Source organism: Novosphingobium rhizosphaerae (assembly GCF_050920675.1).
Taxonomy (GTDB): Bacteria; Pseudomonadota; Alphaproteobacteria; order Sphingomonadales; family Sphingomonadaceae; genus Novosphingobium; species Novosphingobium rhizosphaerae.
The window spans coordinates 155,045-172,020 of record NZ_CP137862.1; the positions used below are offsets into that span (position 1 = coordinate 155,045).

Annotated in this window: 13 protein-coding genes; 5 read left to right on the top strand and 8 right to left on the bottom strand. The window is 68.2% G+C overall.

Annotated elements, in window-relative coordinates; all coding sequences use genetic code 11:
- Nucleotides 1-24: 24 nt before the first annotated feature.
- On the bottom strand, nt 25-1,020 hold the full coding sequence (locus tag R9J51_RS20775; RefSeq protein ID WP_168557458.1) for a LysR substrate-binding domain-containing protein: 996 nt from the start codon (nt 1,018-1,020) through the stop codon (nt 25-27).
- A gap of 163 nt (nt 1,021-1,183) precedes the next feature.
- On the opposite strand from R9J51_RS20775, the gene R9J51_RS20780 reads away from it, so the two are divergent.
- From R9J51_RS20780 to R9J51_RS20790, 3 genes are read left to right on the top strand one after another with little or no spacing between them, the layout of a single operon-like run.
- Entirely contained in the window at nt 1,184-1,975 is a 792-nt protein-coding gene (locus R9J51_RS20780; RefSeq protein WP_179562663.1) for an SDR family oxidoreductase, read from the top strand.
- Between the two features lie 60 nt (nt 1,976-2,035).
- The gene (allB, locus tag R9J51_RS20785) at nt 2,036-3,457 is read left to right on the top strand and encodes an allantoinase AllB (protein ID WP_169475232.1); all 1,422 of its coding nucleotides are present in this window, start codon (nt 2,036-2,038) and stop codon (nt 3,455-3,457) included.
- A 36-nt stretch (nt 3,458-3,493) separates the two neighbouring features.
- Nucleotides 3,494-5,584: a malate synthase G gene (locus R9J51_RS20790; RefSeq protein ID WP_179562661.1), complete on the top strand. Its 2,091-nt coding sequence runs from the start codon at nt 3,494-3,496 to the stop codon at nt 5,582-5,584.
- 20 nt (nt 5,585-5,604) lie between these two features.
- Here R9J51_RS20790 and R9J51_RS20795 read toward each other — a convergent pair whose 3' ends face one another.
- From R9J51_RS20795 to R9J51_RS20820, 6 genes are read right to left on the bottom strand one after another with little or no spacing between them, the layout of a single operon-like run.
- Nucleotides 5,605-7,098, bottom strand: a complete 1,494-nt coding sequence (locus R9J51_RS20795) for a gamma-glutamyltransferase (RefSeq protein ID WP_179562659.1) — start codon at nt 7,096-7,098, stop codon at nt 5,605-5,607.
- A gap of 4 nt (nt 7,099-7,102) precedes the next feature.
- Nucleotides 7,103-7,843, bottom strand: coding sequence for an SDR family NAD(P)-dependent oxidoreductase (locus R9J51_RS20800; protein ID WP_169475235.1), 741 nt, complete (start codon nt 7,841-7,843; stop codon nt 7,103-7,105).
- Nucleotides 7,844-7,859: 16 nt separating this feature from the next.
- Nucleotides 7,860-9,059 carry a cytochrome P450 gene (locus R9J51_RS20805; RefSeq protein WP_179562657.1) on the bottom strand — a complete coding sequence of 400 codons (1,200 nt, stop codon included), beginning with the start codon at nt 9,057-9,059 and terminating at the stop codon, nt 7,860-7,862.
- Nucleotides 9,056-10,825, bottom strand: a complete 1,770-nt coding sequence (locus tag R9J51_RS20810; protein WP_179562655.1) for a hydantoinase B/oxoprolinase family protein — start codon at nt 10,823-10,825, stop codon at nt 9,056-9,058. The genes R9J51_RS20805 and R9J51_RS20810 overlap by 4 nt, the downstream gene beginning before the upstream one ends.
- Entirely contained in the window at nt 10,815-12,920 is a 2,106-nt protein-coding gene (locus R9J51_RS20815) for a hydantoinase/oxoprolinase family protein (RefSeq protein ID WP_179563077.1), read from the bottom strand. Before R9J51_RS20815 ends, R9J51_RS20810 begins: the two co-directional genes overlap by 11 nt.
- 2 nt (nt 12,921-12,922) lie before the next feature.
- Entirely contained in the window at nt 12,923-14,077 is a 1,155-nt protein-coding gene (locus R9J51_RS20820; protein WP_179562653.1) for an enolase C-terminal domain-like protein, read from the bottom strand.
- A 172-nt stretch (nt 14,078-14,249) separates the two neighbouring features.
- Here R9J51_RS20820 and R9J51_RS20825 point away from each other — a divergent pair, with 172 nt between their 5' ends.
- Both R9J51_RS20825 and R9J51_RS20830 read left to right on the top strand, forming a co-directional pair.
- Nucleotides 14,250-15,434: an MFS transporter gene (locus R9J51_RS20825; protein ID WP_218847455.1), complete on the top strand. Its 1,185-nt coding sequence runs from the start codon at nt 14,250-14,252 to the stop codon at nt 15,432-15,434.
- On the top strand, nt 15,434-16,219 hold the full coding sequence (locus tag R9J51_RS20830) for an N-acyl homoserine lactonase family protein (protein WP_179563075.1): 786 nt from the start codon (nt 15,434-15,436) through the stop codon (nt 16,217-16,219). The genes R9J51_RS20825 and R9J51_RS20830 overlap by 1 nt, the downstream gene beginning before the upstream one ends.
- A gap of 1 nt (nt 16,220) precedes the next feature.
- Here R9J51_RS20830 and R9J51_RS20835 read toward each other — a convergent pair whose 3' ends face one another.
- Nucleotides 16,221-16,865, bottom strand: a complete 645-nt coding sequence (locus R9J51_RS20835) for a helix-turn-helix domain-containing protein (RefSeq protein ID WP_168557448.1) — start codon at nt 16,863-16,865, stop codon at nt 16,221-16,223.
- Nucleotides 16,866-16,976: the final 111 nt, after the last annotated feature.

Below are 16,976 nucleotides of genomic sequence, written 5' to 3' on the forward strand. Positions count from 1 at the left end.
ATGCTCCGGGGTGAGGGGGCCGGCTCACAGCTGGTCTGGGCTTTCTTCCTGCATGTCGAGTGCGAGGTGTTCATCCTCGTCGTCTTCGAACGCTGGCATTTCGGCCATGGGCAGGGTGCGGCAGGCGTGCATGTCGCGCGCGAGTTGTTCGGCAAACTTGGCGGCGGCCAGCGGCAGCGGGCGGCCTTTCAGTTGGCCCAGCACCAACGGGCCATAAGTGCGGTCCACATCGTTGATGCGGCGCACGGCAAAGCGCGGATCGCGGCGCCACAGTTCGGCGCCGATGTCGATCTGGAACGTGATCAGATCGCTGGACGCGACGATTTCGCCGAGCATGTCGAAATTGTTGGATTCCACCACGATGCGCGGCTTGACCGAGCTGTTGGCCAGCCGCGTTTCGATGATCTCGCGGCCGCCGAACGCGGTGTCGGGCATGGCGAGGTCGTAATGCGCGCATTCGCGCAGGCGCAGCACGGCCTTGTCGGCCAAGGGATGGTCCGCCGCCATGATCGCGACCAGGCCCTGGCCGATCGACAGGATCGGGTGCAGTTCGGGATGGCGCAGCGGGCGAAAGATCAGCGCCAGGTCGATCTCGTATTCGGTCAACTGGCGCACCGCGCTGATATGGTCGGTCACCACGATGCGGAACTTCACGTTGGGATGGCGCGCGCGGAAATCCACCACTTGCTGCAGCAGGAAGCTGCGTGCCACCGCCTGGCTGCAGGCGATGCGGATATCGCCGCGCTGCAGCCCGCCCAGTTCCTCGATCTGCGAATAGACGCGTTGCAATTCGGCCGATTGCGTGCGGATCCAGCGGATGAACAGTTCGCCCGCCGCAGTCAGCCGCACGCCCAGCGAATGGCGTTCGAACAGTGGGGCGCCCAGATCGTGTTCCACGTCCTGGATGCGCCGCAGCAGGGCCGAAGGCGTCATGTTCAGGCGCTCTGCCGCCTGGCGTACCGAGCCGGCACGCGCGACTTCATCGATGTAGGCCCAGATTCGTTGGTTACGCAGCGCCACGATGGTTCCGTTCGTATTTTTGCACCGGCATGCCATCCTTTTAGCACACCAAGGGCAACAGGGGATAGCCTATGCAGTGACAGGCACTTCACATGCTGCAGCAAAAATCAACAAGTATTTTTCAAATATGTGAAGACGCCGGAAAAAATTCATGGGGTTACGTATGGAAATTGGCCTTGTAGATAAAGTTGTGATCATCACTGGTGCCGGAAAGGGCATGGGCCCGGCGATCACAAATGCGTTTTGCAAGGAAGGTTCTTTCGTAGCTGTTCTTGGAAGAGACTTGTCCGCTCTTGAAAAGCTTCGTGAAGACAACCCCGAATACGCTGAAAGAATTTCAACTTTTTCTTGTGACGTTACCGATGCGGCGCAGTGCGACGCCGCCGTTGCCGCTGTGGTTGCCGCCCACGGCCAGGTCGATGTGCTGGTCAACGTGGCGGGCGGAACCGGCCCGGTTGGCCTGCCGGCATGGGAAACCACGCCCGAAGCGTTCGACGAGATCGTGCGGCTCAACATGGCGGGCTGCTTCCACATGATGCGCGCGGTGCTGCCGGCGATGATCGCGCGCCGCTATGGCAAGATCGTCAATGTCGGTGGCACGTTCGGCATGCATGGCCGCGCCGGGCGCATGGCCTATTCGGCATCGAAGTGGGGCCTGCGCGGGATTACCAAGTCCACCGCGATCGAGGCCGGGCCGCACAACATCAACGTCAACATCGTGGCGCCCGGCATGGTCGATGGCCCGCGCTTCCGCACCAAGGTGATGCCCGGCATGGCCGCTGCGCGCGGCCTGAGCGAAGACGAAGTGATTGCCGAGCACGCCGCCGAATATGCCCTGCGCCGCATCAGCCAGGCCGAGGACGTGGCCAATGCCTGCCTGTTCCTGGCGTCCGACGCATCGCGCCAGATCACCGGTGTCGACCTGCCGGTCGATGGTGGCTGGGCCGCCCTGTAATCTCGGCCGTGTAATCCCTTTCGTGTAATCCTGTCCGTTCCCCCACAGAAAGACTGTCCGATGCTTGCCGATCTTGTCATCCACGGCGCCACCCTGGTGACCGACAGCACCACCTTTGCCGCATCGGTGGCCATCAAGGATGGTGCCATCCTGGCCATCGGCGCGGCCGATGCCATGCCCGAGGCGGCCGACGTGCTCGACGCTGCCGGCAAGTACCTGCTGCCCGGCGCGATCGACGCGCACGTGCACTTCCGCGATCCGGGCTATACCCACAAGGAAACCTGGGAAACCGGCACGGCCAGCGCGGCAATGGGCGGGGTGACCACGGTGTTCGAAATGCCCAACACCAACCCGCCGACCGGCACGGTGGAGGCGCTCAATCTCAAGCTCAAGCAGGCCGAAACCGCCTATGTCGATTTCGGCATCTATGGCCTGCTCGGCGAATCCAACATCGATGAACTCGAAGCCCTGATCGAAGGCGGCGTGGCCGCGTTCAAGTGCTTCATGGGCAACACCTTCGGCAATCTGCCCTCGCCGCCTTCAGGCGCGATCCTCGAAGGGTTCGAGATCGTGGCCAAGCACGGCTACCGCGTGGCGCTGCACGCCGAAAACGCCTCGATCATGGCGCGCCGCCAGAAAAAGCTGATGGCCGCCGGGCGCTGCGACCCGCTGGCCCACCTCGACGCGCGGCCCCCGGTCGTGGCGGTGGAAGCGGTGGCCCGCGCCGCGATCCTGGCCGAATGGACCGGCGCGCGCATCCACATCCTGCACGTTTCCTCGGGCGACGAACTGCGCCCCTTGCGCGAAGCCAAGCTGCGCGGGGTGGACATCACCGCGGAAACCTGCCCGCATTACCTGCTGCTGGACGAGCATGCCTATACCGACAAGAAGTCGCTGATCCGCGTCAACCCGCCGGTGCGCGAGAAGGTGCACCAGGACCAGTTGTGGCAGGGCGTGGCCGACGGCACGATCGACATGATCGCGACCGACCATGCGCCACACAGCCACGATGAAAAGCACCGCGACGATATCTGGACCGCCGACTGCGGCTTTACCGGGGTGCAGACCCAGATGCCGCTGATGCTCAGCCAGGTGGTTTCGGGCCGCATGACCATCACGCAATATGTGAAGATGACCTCGCTTGCCCCGGCCAAGGCCTTTGGTCTCTATCCGCGCAAGGGCGCGCTGCTGCCCGGATCGGACGCGGATATCGTGATCGTGGACCTTGACCGTGAAACCGTGGTGGATTCGGCCGATCTGCAGTCCAAGGGCAATTCCACCCCGTTCCAGGGCTGGGTGGCGCAGGGCGCGCCGATCCACACCCTGGTGCGCGGCCGTTTCGTGATGCGCGACGGGCAGCTTTGCACCGATGCCAAGGGCCATGGTCGCAACATTCGCCGCGTGCAGCAGATGCCCGCGCCCACGCCGCAAAACACCCACACCACCACGGCCGCGATCCTGGCCAAGGCGCCGCAGCGCTAAGCCGGCAGGACGCCACAGGACTCCATTGCCATGACCATGACAACCAGGGCCGGGCTGGCCGTGGCGGCGCCGCTTGCCGCCTTCGTCGAAGACCAGGCGCTGCCCGGCAGCGGGATTGCGCCCGAGGCGTTCTGGGCCGGTTTTGCCGCGCTGCTGGAACGCTTTGCGCCGCAAAACCGCGTCCTGCTGGCCGAGCGGGAGCGCTTGCAGCAGGCGCTCGACGCCTGGCACGAGGCGCGGGTTGGCCAGGCGTTCGACGCCGCCGCGCACGAAGCCTTCCTGCGCGAGATCGGCTATCTCGTGCCCGAGGTGCTGCCGTTCCAGGTGGACCCATGGGGTGTGGACGCGGAACTGGCGGAACTGGCCGGGCCGCAGCTGGTGGTGCCGATCCTCAACGCGCGCTTCCTGCTCAATGCCGCCAACGCGCGTTGGGGCAGCCTTTACGATGCGCTCTATGGCACCGATGCCATTCCGGGCACGGCGGCGGGCGCGGGCTATGACCCGGCGCGCGGCGCGCAAGTTATTGCCTGGGGCCGCGCGTTCCTGGACCAGGCCGTGCCGCTGGCGCAGGGTTCGTGGGCCGATTGGGCGGGCGGCGATCCGGTGCTGGCCGACCCGGCGCAATGGGCGGGGCGCGCCGGCGCCAACATCCTGCTGCGCAACAAGGGTTTGCATATCGAGCTGGTGATCGATCCGGCCCACCCCATCGGCGCGACCGACCGTGCGCACCTTGCCGATATCGTGGTGGAAGCGGCGCTGACCACGATCTGCGACCTGGAAGATTCGATCGCCGCCGTCGATGCGGAAGACAAAGTGGCGGCCTATGCCAACTGGCTGGGCCTGCTGCGCGGCGATCTGCAGGCCAGCTTTGCCAAGGGCGGTGCCACGCAGACGCGGCGCCTGGCGCCCGATCGCGTCTATGTTGCCCCCGATGGCCGGCCGTTTACCCTGCCGGGGCGTTCGGTGCTGCTGGTGCGCAATGTCGGCCACCTGATGACCACGCCCGCCGTGCGCCTGGCCGATGGGCAGGACGCGCCCGAGGGGCTGGTCGACGCGGTGATTACCAGCCTGATCGGCCTGGTCGATGTGCAGGGGCGCGGGCTCTACCGCAACAGCCGCAGCGGCTCGATCTATATCGTCAAGCCCAAGATGCACGGGCCGGCGGAATGCGCGTTCGCCAACGACGTGCTCGATGCGGTGGAAGACCTGCTGGGCCTGGCGCGGCACACCATCAAGATTGGCGTGATGGACGAAGAGCGCCGCACCAGCGTAAACCTGGCCGCCTGCATCCACGCGGTGCGCCACCGGGTGATGTTCATCAACACCGGCTTTCTCGATCGCACGGGTGACGAGATCCACACCGCGATGCGCGCCGGGCCGATGCTGCGCAAGGCCCAGATGAAAGCCACGCCGTGGATCGCCGCCTATGAAGACCGCAACGTGCAGATCGGGCTGGCCTGTGGCCTGGCCGGCAAGGCGCAGATCGGCAAGGGCATGTGGGCCATGCCCGATCGCATGGCGGACATGCTGGCGCAAAAGACCGTGCACCCGCAGGCCGGCGCCAACACCGCCTGGGTGCCTTCGCCCACCGCCGCCGTGCTGCACGCCACGCATTACCACCGCATCGACGTGGCGGCCCGCCAGGCAGAGCGCCTGGCCGAGCCGCTGGCCCCGCTGGCTGACCTGCTGACCGTGCCTATCGCACCTGATCGGCCGTGGAGCGCGGCAGAGATCCAGGCCGAGGTGGACAACAACGCGCAAGGCCTGCTCGGCTATGTGGTGCGCTGGATCGACCAGGGCGTGGGCTGTTCCAAGGTGCCGGACCTGGACGACGTGGGCCTGATGGAAGACCGCGCCACCTTGCGCATTTCCAGCCAGCACCTGGCCAACTGGTTGCGCCACGGCGTGATCACGGCGGATCAGGTGGATGCGGCGCTGCTGGCCATGGCGGCGCGCGTGGATGCGCAGAACGCGGGCGATCCGGCCTATCGCCCGATGGCCGCCGATCCGCAGGGCAGCCTGGCCTTCCAGGCGGCGCGCGCGCTGGTCTTTGCCGGTGAAGCGCAGCCCAGCGGCTATACCGAGCCGCTGCTCCACGCCTTTCGCGCGCGGGCCAAGGCGGCATAATTTCGCGGCGTGGGCCGGCGTCAGGCGACGCCGGCCCAGCTATCGCGCCGCCAATCGGCCACGGCCAGGGGCGTGCCATCGCTCAGGCCCGCGCAGGCGACGGCGCCAAAGCGCATCTGGCCCGGTGGCAGCGGGGCCAGGGCATGGCCCCGGCGGGCCAGGGCCGCGGCCTGGGGATGGCCTTCCTCGATCAGCAGGTGCGCGCCTTCGCTGCGCCAGCGCGGGGCGGCGATGGCGCCGGCCAGGTCCTGCCCCCGGCGCAAGGTGCGGTCGATCACCTGCAGCAGGGTCTGCACCTGGCCATCGGCGCCCGGCGTGGCCAGCGCCAGGCAGCCTTGCGGGCCGCGCACCAGCGCCGGGGCCAGGGTGTGCACCGGGCGCTTGCCGGCCGCCGCGGCATTGGCGCCACGGGTGAAGCCGCCGGCGCGGTTGTTGAGCGTGATGCCCAGTTCGGGCACGAAGACGCAGCTGCCGAAATCGTCGAACACCGAAACCAGCGATGACACCACCAGTCCATCGGCATCGGCCGTCGCCACCCCGGCGGTGTGGAGATAGGCGCGCGGACCGCCGCGCCGCGCGGCGCGCTGCGGGTCGATCGGCAGCGGCTGGTCGAGCAGCGCAGCGCCCAGATGTGCGGCGTCGTCGCGCCAGGCAAAGGCGGCTTCGGTCAATTCCACGGCGGTGTGATCGGACCCGGCATCGTCGGCCGGGGCGCAGGCGGCCATGCCCTTGAGCGCCATGCCCAGAAGCACGCCCTGGGTGGGCGGGGGCTGCACCGCCACGGTGCACCCGGCATAAGCCACGGTGAGCGCCGGGCCGACATGGGTGACATGGCGCGCGAGGTCGCGCCGGTCCATCGCGCCGCCCTGCCGCGCCAGGGCGTTGGCAATCGCGGCAGCAGGCGCGCCGGTGTAGAACGCGTCGAAGCCATCGTGGGCGAGGCTGCGCAGCAAAGCGGCGAGTTCGGGCTGCACCAGGCGATCGCCCGCGGCCAGGCTGAGCAGCGACCACGCCGCCGCGCCATGGGCGAGCAGCCGTGCGCGCTGCGCCATGACCGCCGCCGCCAGCGTGGGCGAAACGCGATGGCCATCCTGCGCCAGGCGAATGGCCGGTGCCAGCACGGTGGCGGCGGGCAGGCGGCCCCAGCGGCGATGCAGCTTGGCCCAGCCGCCGGCCAGGCCCGGCACGGTCACGCTGTGCGGCCCGTCGTCGGCAAAGGTTGTGGCGGCCTGCGGCGTGGCGCCGGCGCCGTTGATCGCCAGGGTCTGCGCCCGATCGGCGACCAGGGCAAACATGTCACCGCCCAGTCCGCAGGCATCGGGGCACAGCACGCAGAGCACGGCCTGCGCCGCAATGGCCGCGTCAGCCGCCGAACCACCGGCGAACAGCGCGGCCTGCCCGGCGGCGACGGCCAGGGGATGCGCGGCCGAAACCGCGCCCAGGCTGCCGAGCAGCGCCGGGCGCACGGCGGAGGAAAAGCTGTCTGCCAGGCGCCAGCCATGGGAGTGGGCCATGGCCTCAGACCGCCGTATAGCCGCCGTCGATCACGATCGACGTGCCGGCGATATAGCGCCCTTGCGGGGAGCACAGGAACAGCACCATGCTGGCCACGTCCAGCGGTTCTCCCTGGCGGCGCAGGGGAATCTGCGCCTCGATCGCGCGGCGTTTTTCGGCCGGATCGGGCTGGTACTGCCAGAACGGATCGTTGAACGGCGTTTCGATCCAGCCGGGCAGGATGCAGTTGATGCGGATGCCATCGGGGCCGAGTTCGGCAGTCAGGCTGCGGGCGAGGCCAGGCAGGGCGGCCTTGGTGGCCTGATAGGCCGACATGCCGGCATGGCCGCGCAGCGCGCCGGTGGAGGAAATCAGCACGATCGACGGATTTTCCGAACGCCGCAGGTGCGGCGCGGCGGCCTGGGCCAGGAAGAACGGCATGGCCAGGTTGAGGTTGACCGATTGCGCCCACATCTGCGGCGTCCATTCCGCCAGCGCGGCCGATTGCATGACGGCGGCCGTCACCAGCACGCTGTCGAGCCCGCCGAAGGTTTCCACCGCCAATGCCACGGCGCGGGCCGGCACTTCGGGATCGGCCAGGTCTGCGGCCATGAACAGGCAGCGGCCGGGCAGATCCTCGGCCGCGACTTGCGCCGCTTCCTCGCGATGGTCGATCAGCAGGACATCATCGCCCCGCGCGCGAAAGCCCAGGGCGCTGGCGCGGCCGATTCCGGTGGCGCCGCCAGCAACGATCACGGTGGCCATGGTGTTGTCTTCTCCTTCAGGCCGAAAGGGCCAGGGGCAGGCTGGACAGCCCGCGCAGCCCCGGCACCAGCCGCAACTGCGATGGGCCAGTGCAGGTAAGGGTGCCGACCTTTTCGGCCAGCGCGCGAAAGAACACTTCGCCTTCCAGGCGCGCCATCATCTGCGCCACGCAACCGTGGATGCCGGTGCCATAGCCGACCTGGTGAGTCAGGCGGCGGCGGATGTCGAAACGATCTGGTTCGTCCCACACCGCCGGATCGCGCCCGGCCGAACCGATCAGGACCAGCACCTTTTCGTGGCGGTCCAGCGTCTGCCCGGCAAATTCGAAGGATTGCGTGGTGGTGCGAAACAGGCTTTGCGACGAGCTGTCATAGCGCGTCGCCTCTTCGAAGGCATTGCGCGCGAGTGCGGGATCGGCGCGCAGCAGCGCCCATTGTTCGGGATGCTCGGCCAGCGCGCGCAAAGCCAGGCCGATCGAATCGATCGTGGTATCGACCCCGGCGGACAGGAACGAGCGCACCAGCAGGCGCGCTTCGTCCTGGGTGATCTCGCCCGCGTCGGCGGCGGCATAGATCCCGGCGCCCAGGCCATCATCGGTCAGCGCGGCGCGCGCGCAATGTGCGTCGATCCAGGCCGAGACTTCCTCGGCCCGTTCCATCAACTGATCGTACCACGCCGTGCGCGGGCCGAACGCGCCGAACACCATGCCGCCATAGACCAGCATGATTTCGCGATCGAGCGGGGGCATGCCCACCGCATCGGGAAAGACCGTGAGGGGGAAGGGCTGGACGAGTTGCGAAACCGCCTCGATCTCACCCTGGGCCAGGGCCGCGTCGACCAGTCGGCGCGCCACGGTTTCGAATCCGCCGCGCAGGGACTTGATCGCATTGGCATTGATCACCCGCATCATGACCTTGCGGGTGCGCTCGTGTTCGGGCGGGTCCACTTCCAGGATGATGCTGGGCTGGCGCCAGTTGGGTTCCTTGAAATAGTTGGTCAACCCGCCGCCACCGGCATTGCTGAAACGGCGCCAGTCGGTGAGCACGTCCTTGACCTGGGCGTGGTGCTGCACCACCCAGATGCCGTATTGCTCCAGCCACACGATCGGCCCGGTGGCGCGAAGCTGGGCATAGGCGGCAAAGGGATCGGCGCGGAATTCGGCCGAGAACGGATCGAGCGCGGAAACCGCGCGCGGGTTGGTGTGGACCGCGCTCATGCCCGCGTCTCCCGGCCGGTCTGGCGCGGGGTGGCGGTACGGGGCGCCATGCGGCTGCGCAGCGCGGTGGTGGCTTCTTCATCCAGCGTGCCATCGGCGGTGATCACCACGCCATAGGCATCGCGTGCGTGGCTGCGGCTGACGCGGCCATCGAGCACGTCCTCGCGCACGCGGTCGGGCGCGCGCTCCAGCGCAGAGCCGAAGCCGCCACCGCCGGCCATGACGTGGCGATAGACTTCGCCGGTCTGGAGCAGGAACGGCGTGGTCGGCATGGCGGGCAGGATGCGCAAGCCCCCGCTGCGTTCCAGCAGATTGCTGGCCGGTGTGCCGGCGCGACCGCCCTGGAGGCCGTGGGGCGGGTGGATCACCTTGTCCGACCGCACCCCGAAAAAGATATCGTCGGCCAGCATGCGGTATTCGCGCAGGACGGCCAGGCCGCCCCGGTTGCGCCCCGGCCCGCCGCTATCGGCCACCAGGCCATAGCGTTCGATGCGGATGGGGTAATCGGCCTCGATCGTTTCGATCGGCACGTTGGCCTGGTTCGATGCCATGTGCGGCACGCCTTCCTGGCCATCGTGTTCGCTGGTCGCGCCCCACACCCCCATCACGCATTCCGAGAACACGAACGTGCGCCCGTCGATCCGGCCGCTGAAGCTGGGCAGGGTGGAGCCGCCCGCGCCATCGGCGGCGACTTTGTCGGGCACGGCCTGGGCAAGCGCGCCGAACACGCAATCGACGATGCGATAGCCGGTGATGCCGCGCGCGCCGCAGGGGGCGGGATAGGTGCAGTTGAGCACGCTGGCTTCGGGCGCGACCACGTGGATCGGCCGGGTATAGCCATGGCAATTGGGCACGTCGGCCCCCATGACAGAGCGCAGCGCGGCATAGACGTTGGACTTGCAGAACGAGATCGGCGCGTTGATGCCGCCGCGCACTTGCGGCGCCGTGCCGGTCCAGTCGGCGGTGACTTCCTCGCCCGCCACGGTCAGCGCCAGGCGAAACAGCACGGGCTGCGGATTGTCGCCCAGCCCGTCGATATGGTCTTCGAAGCGATAGGTGCCATCGGGAATGGCGCGAATCGCGGCGCGCGCCAGGCGTTCGGCATAATCGTGCAGCGCGGCGCCATAGGCGGCGATGGTCTGCGCGCCATGGCGGTCGATCATTGCGACAAGGCCGCGTGCGCCGGCATGGGCAGCGGCCACTTGCGCCTCGATATCGCCGAGCACCTGATCGGGCGTGCGCACGTTGGCGGCGATCAGGCGGGTGACGACCGGATCGGGCCGGCCCGCGCGATAGAGCTTCACGAAGGGCAGGCGCAGGCCTTCCTGGTGGATTTCGACCGCGCTCAACGAATTGCTGCCGGGCACCAGCCCACCCACATCGACATGGTGGGCGATCGTGGCCGCCCAGCCGTGAATCGTTCCGGCGTGGAAGATCGGCTGGATCACATAGATATCGGGCAAGTGCTGGCCCGAGGCCAGATAGGGATCGTTGCCGATGAACACGTCGCCATCGGCAATATCGGCGCCATATTCGCCGATCAGGTGGCGCATGGCATCGTGAAAGCTGCCCAGGTGCATCGGCGTGGTCAGCCCCTGGGCCAGGTTCTGCCCGGCCGCGTCGCACAAGGCGGTGGAGAAATCCATCGCATCGCGCACGATCGGGGAATGGGCCGTGCGCATGAGGATCAGGGCCATCTCGTCGGCCACGGCCTCGAACCCGTTCTTGAACATTTCGAGCAGGATGGGATCGACATCACGCGACATGGGTGGCTCCTGCGCCAAGGGTGATCACGATATTGCCCGCCGTGTCGCGCCGCGCCGTGGCATCGGGCGGCACCACGGTGGTGCCTTCGTATTCCTCCACGATCAACGGCCCGGCGCGCGGGGTATCGCGCAGCGCGGCGCGATCGATCACCGGGGTTGCGATGCGTCCATGCTCTGGCCCGAACCAGCAGGCGCGGGTGGTTTCCGGTGCAGCGGCTGGCGTTAGGACAGCCGCCGGGGCGATGGCCGTGGGGCCTTGCGGCGGGATCGTGCCGATCGCGCGCAGGGTGACCAGGTCGATGCGGTGGGGGCCAAGGTCGTGGCCATAGGAGCGGCGATGCTCGGCCTCGAACGCGGTACGCAGCGCCTCGATCCAGGCGGGGGTGATCGCGCCGGGCGGCACGTCCACGCCCAGTTCGAAGCCTTGGCCGTGATAGCGCAGGTCTGCCCGGCAGCGCAGCGCCAGCGCCGGATGCGCGCCCAGTTCGGCCCGCACATCGGCGTCCAGCCGGGCCAGCGCCCGGGTGATCGCGGCCAGGGTTTCGGCATCGTCGGCCAGGGGGCGGCCGAGTGCTGCCGAGCGGCTCACTTCGTGATCGGTGAACAACAGGCCCACCGCGCTGAACACCCCGGCGCCGGGCGGCACGATCACCTGGGCCATGCCCAGTTCGCGGGCCAGCGCGGCGGCGTGGATGCCGCCATTGCCGCCGAACGCAAACAGGGCGAAATCGCGCGGATCGCGGCCGCGATAAGTGGAAACCGCCTTGACCGCGCGCATCATCGCGGCGTTGGCCAGGCGGTGGATGCCCCATGCGGCCTCTTCCAGCGTGCAGCCCAGGTGCTGGCACACGGCGGCATCGATCGCCGCGCGCGACAGGCTGGCGTCGATCGGCACGGTGCCGCCGGCCAGCGCCACGGGATTGAGATAGCCCAGCACGACGTTGGCATCGGTGACGGTGGCCTGGGTGCCACCGGCGGCATAGCAGGCCGGGCCAGGCACGGCGCCCGCGCTTTCCGGCCCCACTTTCAGCGCGCCGCCGGCATCCACCCGCACCACGCTGCCCCCGCCCGCGCCCACTTCGGACACGTCGATCACCGGCAGTTTCAGGGCATAGCCGCCGCCCTTGGCCAGCGCGCTCGACATCGAAATGCCGCCGCCCACTTCGTATTCGTCGGTGGTGGCCAGGCGGCCATGCTCGATCAGCGAGGCTTTGGCCGTGGTGCCGCCCATGTCGAAGGTGATGACATGATCGTGCCCGGCGCCGCCGCCCAGGCGCGCGGCGCCGACCACGCCCGCGGCCGGGCCGCTTTCCACCACCGTGGCGGGCCGCGCGATCACTTGTGCCACATCGAGCAGCCCACCGCTCGATTGCATCATCAGCAGCCGGCCATCGAGCCCGGCGGCAATCAGCCGTTCCTGCAAGGCGCCGAGATAGGCGCTGACCACCGGGCCGATATAGGCGTTGACCACGGTGGTGCTGGTCCGCTCGTATTCGCGGATTTCGGGCAACACTTCGTGGCTGGCGCAGAGGAAAGTTTCGGGCGGCAGAACTTCCTTGAGGATTTGCAAGGCCTTGGCCTCGTGCGCCGGGTTGGCGTAGCTGTGCAGGAAGCACACCGCCACGGCGTCCACCCCGGCCTGGCCCAGGGCTTGCGCCACCTGGACCAGCGCGCCGGTATCGAGCGGCCGGATCACTTCGCCGCGCGGCCCCATGCGCTCGGGCACTTCCAGCCGCAGGCGGCGCGGGCTGAGCGGGGCGGGCTTCTGATAAAGCGGCTCGTAGAGGCGCGGCACGCGGATGCGCCGCATTTCCAGTACGTCGCGAAAGCCTTCGGTGGTGACCAGCGCGGTGCGCGCGCCCTTGCCTTCAAGGATCGCGTTGGTGGCGATGGTGGAGGCGTGGAGGATCTCGGCAAAATCGGCCGGTTGCAGGCCCAGCCGCGCGGCCACGTCGGCAATGCCGGCCAGGATGGCGCGGGCATAGTCGCCCGGCGTGGTCGGCACTTTCGCGGTGGTTAGCGTGCCATCGGGCGAAAGGCAGGCGATGTCGGTGAAGGTGCCGCCGATATCGGCCGCGATGCGATAGCCGGCCATGATCAGTGGCACCGATAGTGGGCGAGCTTGTCCTCGTCCACGACAATGCCCAGGCCCGGCGCATCGAGCGGCAGGATCGCGCCATCGGCCACGGCCATGGGCGCTGTCAGCACATCGTCTTCGTAATAGCGGCCGGCGATGCGGCAGGGGTGGGTGCCCGCCGGCGCGCTGATCGCGATCACCGCGCCCAGCGTGACGGCGCCATGGGCCAGGGCGAAATGGACGTTGGCCGCCGTGCCGATGGCGGATTCGATCGACCCGTTGACATCGCAGGCCATCTTGCGCGCGGCGGCCACCCGCGCCACCCCGCCCGCGCCGACGAAACCGCCGGCCTTGGCCAGGTAGATCGACAGGCAATCGGCCGCGCCGCGTTCGGCCACGTCGAGCGCGTCGTGAATGTCCCAGCAGCTTTCATCGGCAATGATCGGCAGCGGCGATGCCGCCGTGACGGCGGCCATGAACGGCAGGCCGGTGGTGGGCTGCTCCACCAGGCTGGCGCCCGCCTCGGCCAGGCGCAGCACGGCTTGCGTGGCGGCCTTGCCGTGGCCGTAACCCTGATTGGCATCGAGCCGCAGCGTGATGTCGTGGCCCAGTTCGCGGCGCAGTGCCGCCACCAGCCGCACGTCGCGCGCCAGATCGACCCCGCCCTTGATCTGCAACGCGTGCACGCCATCGGCCACCGCGCCCAGCCCTTCGTCTAGCGCTTCGGCTTCGTGCATCAGGCCGATCATGTGCGCCACGGGCACGCTGTCGCGCACGGCGCCGCCCAGCAGCTTGTAGACCGGCTGGCCCACGATCTTGCCCCAGGCATCGTGCAGGGCAATGTCGATCGCGCACTTGGCATAGCTGTTGCCGATCAGCACGCGGTCCATCGCGGCGCGCGCGGCAGTGACCGCCGTGGCATCCAGGCCGATCAGTGCGGGGGCCAGCACCTGCTCGATCATCTGCACCACGCTGGCTTGCGTCTCGCCACAGCGGCGCCCCCAGTCACCGCCCCAATCGGGCAGCGGGGTTGCCTCGCCAAAGCCGGTCACGCCGCCTTCGGTTTCCACCCGCACCGCCACGAAGCCGCCCAGATCGGCAATGAGGCCCGCCCATTTGAAATCGCGCCGAACCGGCAAGCGAAAGGGGAACGCGGTGACGGCAGTGATCTTCAAGGCATGGCCTCCCAAGGCGGGTGCGGATGCAAATGTGCTAACAGAAATTTTCCTACAGGAAAACTAATTTTCCAACTTTTGAAAATCAGGAAAACGTGCCAGCCTTGTTCCCATGTGCTCCCTTGCCGCTTCTTCCGCTGTAGCCGATCCTGCCACATCGCGTGGCTGGTCCGTGCTCGCCTTGGCTTATGCGTTGACGCTGGCAAGCATGGCGCAAGTGGGTGTGGTCGCGGCGCTGACGCTCGACCTGGCCGGGGCGCTGGGGCTGACAGCCGCGCAGATCGGGCAAGGCCTGGCGCTGTTTTCGCTGCCATCGGCGCTGCTGGCCGTGCCCTGCGGCGCGCTGGTCGATCGCGTTGGTGCGCGCCGGGTGCTGGTCTGGTCCGGGCTGGCCGGAGGCCTCGCCGATGCGCTGGCCGTGGCGGGCGGGAGCCCGGCCGCGCTCTATGCCGCGCTGCTGCTCTCGGGCCTGGCTTTTACCGGGATCAGCGTGGCGGCGCCGGCGCTGCTGGCCGCGGCCTATGCTGGCGCGCGCCAGGTGCGGGCCATGGCGCTGTGGTCCACTTATGCGCCCGCCGGGTTTGCCCTGGGCCTGGTGCTGGGCGCGCCGTTTGCCCAAACCGGGCATTGGGTGCTGCCGCTGGCGCTGCATGGTGCCTTGCTCGGCATCCTGGGGCTGTGGGCGCTGGCGCTTCCCCATCTGGTCCCGGCGCGTCCGGTACAGGCGGGGGGCTTGCCTGATCGGCGTGCCGCCTGGCGCGAACTGGGCCTGGTGCTGCGCCAGCCGGGGGTGCTGCGGCTGGCGTTGGCGGTGGCCGTGCCGTCGGCGATTTCCTATGGCACCAGCCTGGTCGCGCCGGCCTGGCTGGCGCGGGTGCATGGCGCGTCGATGGCCGAATCCGCCACGGTCGTGGCCGCGGCCAAGGGCGTGGCGATGATGCTGGGCGGGCTGGCGGCAGGCGCCGTGCTGGCGCGGGCCGGGCAGCGGCGCGTGCTGTTCGCCGGCCTGGCCGTGGCCGGCGCCGTGGCGCAGGCGCTGCTGTTCTGGCCGGGTGGCAGCCTGGCGCTTGCCACCGGCGCGCTGTTTGCCTGGCTGCTGGCATTCAGCGGCTTGGGCGCGGTGGCGATGTCGCAGTTGCCCGCGCTGGCGCAAGCGGGCGCGGGTGCAGGGTCCAATCGCCGCGGCACGGTTTCGGGGGTGGTCGGGCAGGCTATCTCGCTGCTCTCGTTCCTGGCCCCGGCGATCTATTTCGGCATGGCGGGGTGGATCGGCTATGTGCTGCTGGCCAGCGGCGGCCTTGCCCTGGCAGCACTGGCGCTGCCCAACGTAGCGCCCAGGGAGCAAGAGCAATCGTGATGACGCCCACCACTGCCGTGCGCCGGCTGTTCGTGCTGCTTTGCGGCTTTGAAATCCTGCCCAAGACGATTTCGACGCGCAACCTGGGCGGGCGCTTCATCCTGAGCGAACCGGTCTGCGCCTATCTGCTCGATACCGATCACGGCTGGGTCCTGCTCGATGGCGGGATGAACCCCGACAACATCACCGATCCGGTGCGGCGCCACGCGTGCTTTGGCCAATATGGCATGACCCCGCCGGTGGTGCGGCCGATGCACGATATGGCGCAGCAACTGGCGCAGATCGGCATTGGCCTGGGCGATATCGGCCACGTCATCCTCTCGCACCTGCATTACGACCATTGCGGCTATCTGGGACAACTGACCCATGCGCGCATTTCGGTGCAGCGGCGCGAATACGAACAGGCCTTTGCCGCCGATCCGGGCCTTGCCTATATCCGTTCCGACTATGACCTGCCCGACCTTGACTGGGATCTGCGCGACGGGGATTGGCAGGCCATGCCCGGCCTGACGCTGATCGATACGCGCGGCCACACCCAGGGCCATCAATCGGCCGTGATCACCCTGCCGCAGACCGGCGCGGTGATCCTGCCGTTCGACGCGGGCGACCTGGCCGAGAATTTCGTCGATGAAGTGCTGCCGGGCGAATGCTGCGACGACATGGCCGCGCTTGCCGCGATCCGCCGGCTCAAGGCCCTGCAGCGCGAACACGATGCCACGATGCTGCTGTTCCACGATCCGGTGGCGATCCAGCAGATGCGCCTGGCGCCCGAATTCTACGCCTAGATCACGCCGGCACTTGCCGGGTGGAGGGATGCATATAAGTGGAAACCGGCCGCCTCTCGGCCGAGGCGGGATCGTGCGAGATCGACAGCACACGTGCATCGGCGTCGCCGACTGCGAGATAGAGGTGCTTCATGCTGCTGTCGAAATAGGCGCTTTCCCCGGCCGCCAGGCGGAACGGGGCATAGTGTTCGGTGTGAATCTCGATCGCGCCGTCCAGCACATAGACGAATTCCTCGCCCTCGTGCTGGCTCCAGTGGTCGAAATCCTCCACCTTACGGGCGCGGATGACCATTTCGAAGGGGATCATCGCCTTCTTGGAAATCTCGCTGGCGTGGATGCGATAGTCGTATTGATCGGAGCGGAACTGTTCGCCTTCGCCCCGCCGCGTCACCGTCTTGCGCCCGGAAAGCTGGCTCTTGGCCGTGGCCGAGACGATATCTTCGATCCCCACGCCCAGTGCGTCGCAGGCCCGCTTGAGAATATCATAGCTGGCGGAAATCTGCGCGTTTTCGATCTTGGACAGGGCCGAGATCGAAACGCCGGCGCGGGCACTGACATCGGCCAGGGTGGCATTTTGCGCGCGGCGGATCGCGCGCAACCGCTTGCCGATCGCAAGTGCTTCTTCGCCCTGGTTGCCGCGCGCCATGTCAAATCCGTCTATTTGGAAAATTTCTTTCCTAAAAGCGCATGGCACGTCGCGCGGCACGCGGGAAGCCGTATTCTGCAACAGGAGGCAAGAATGCGTGGGGACTTGGAC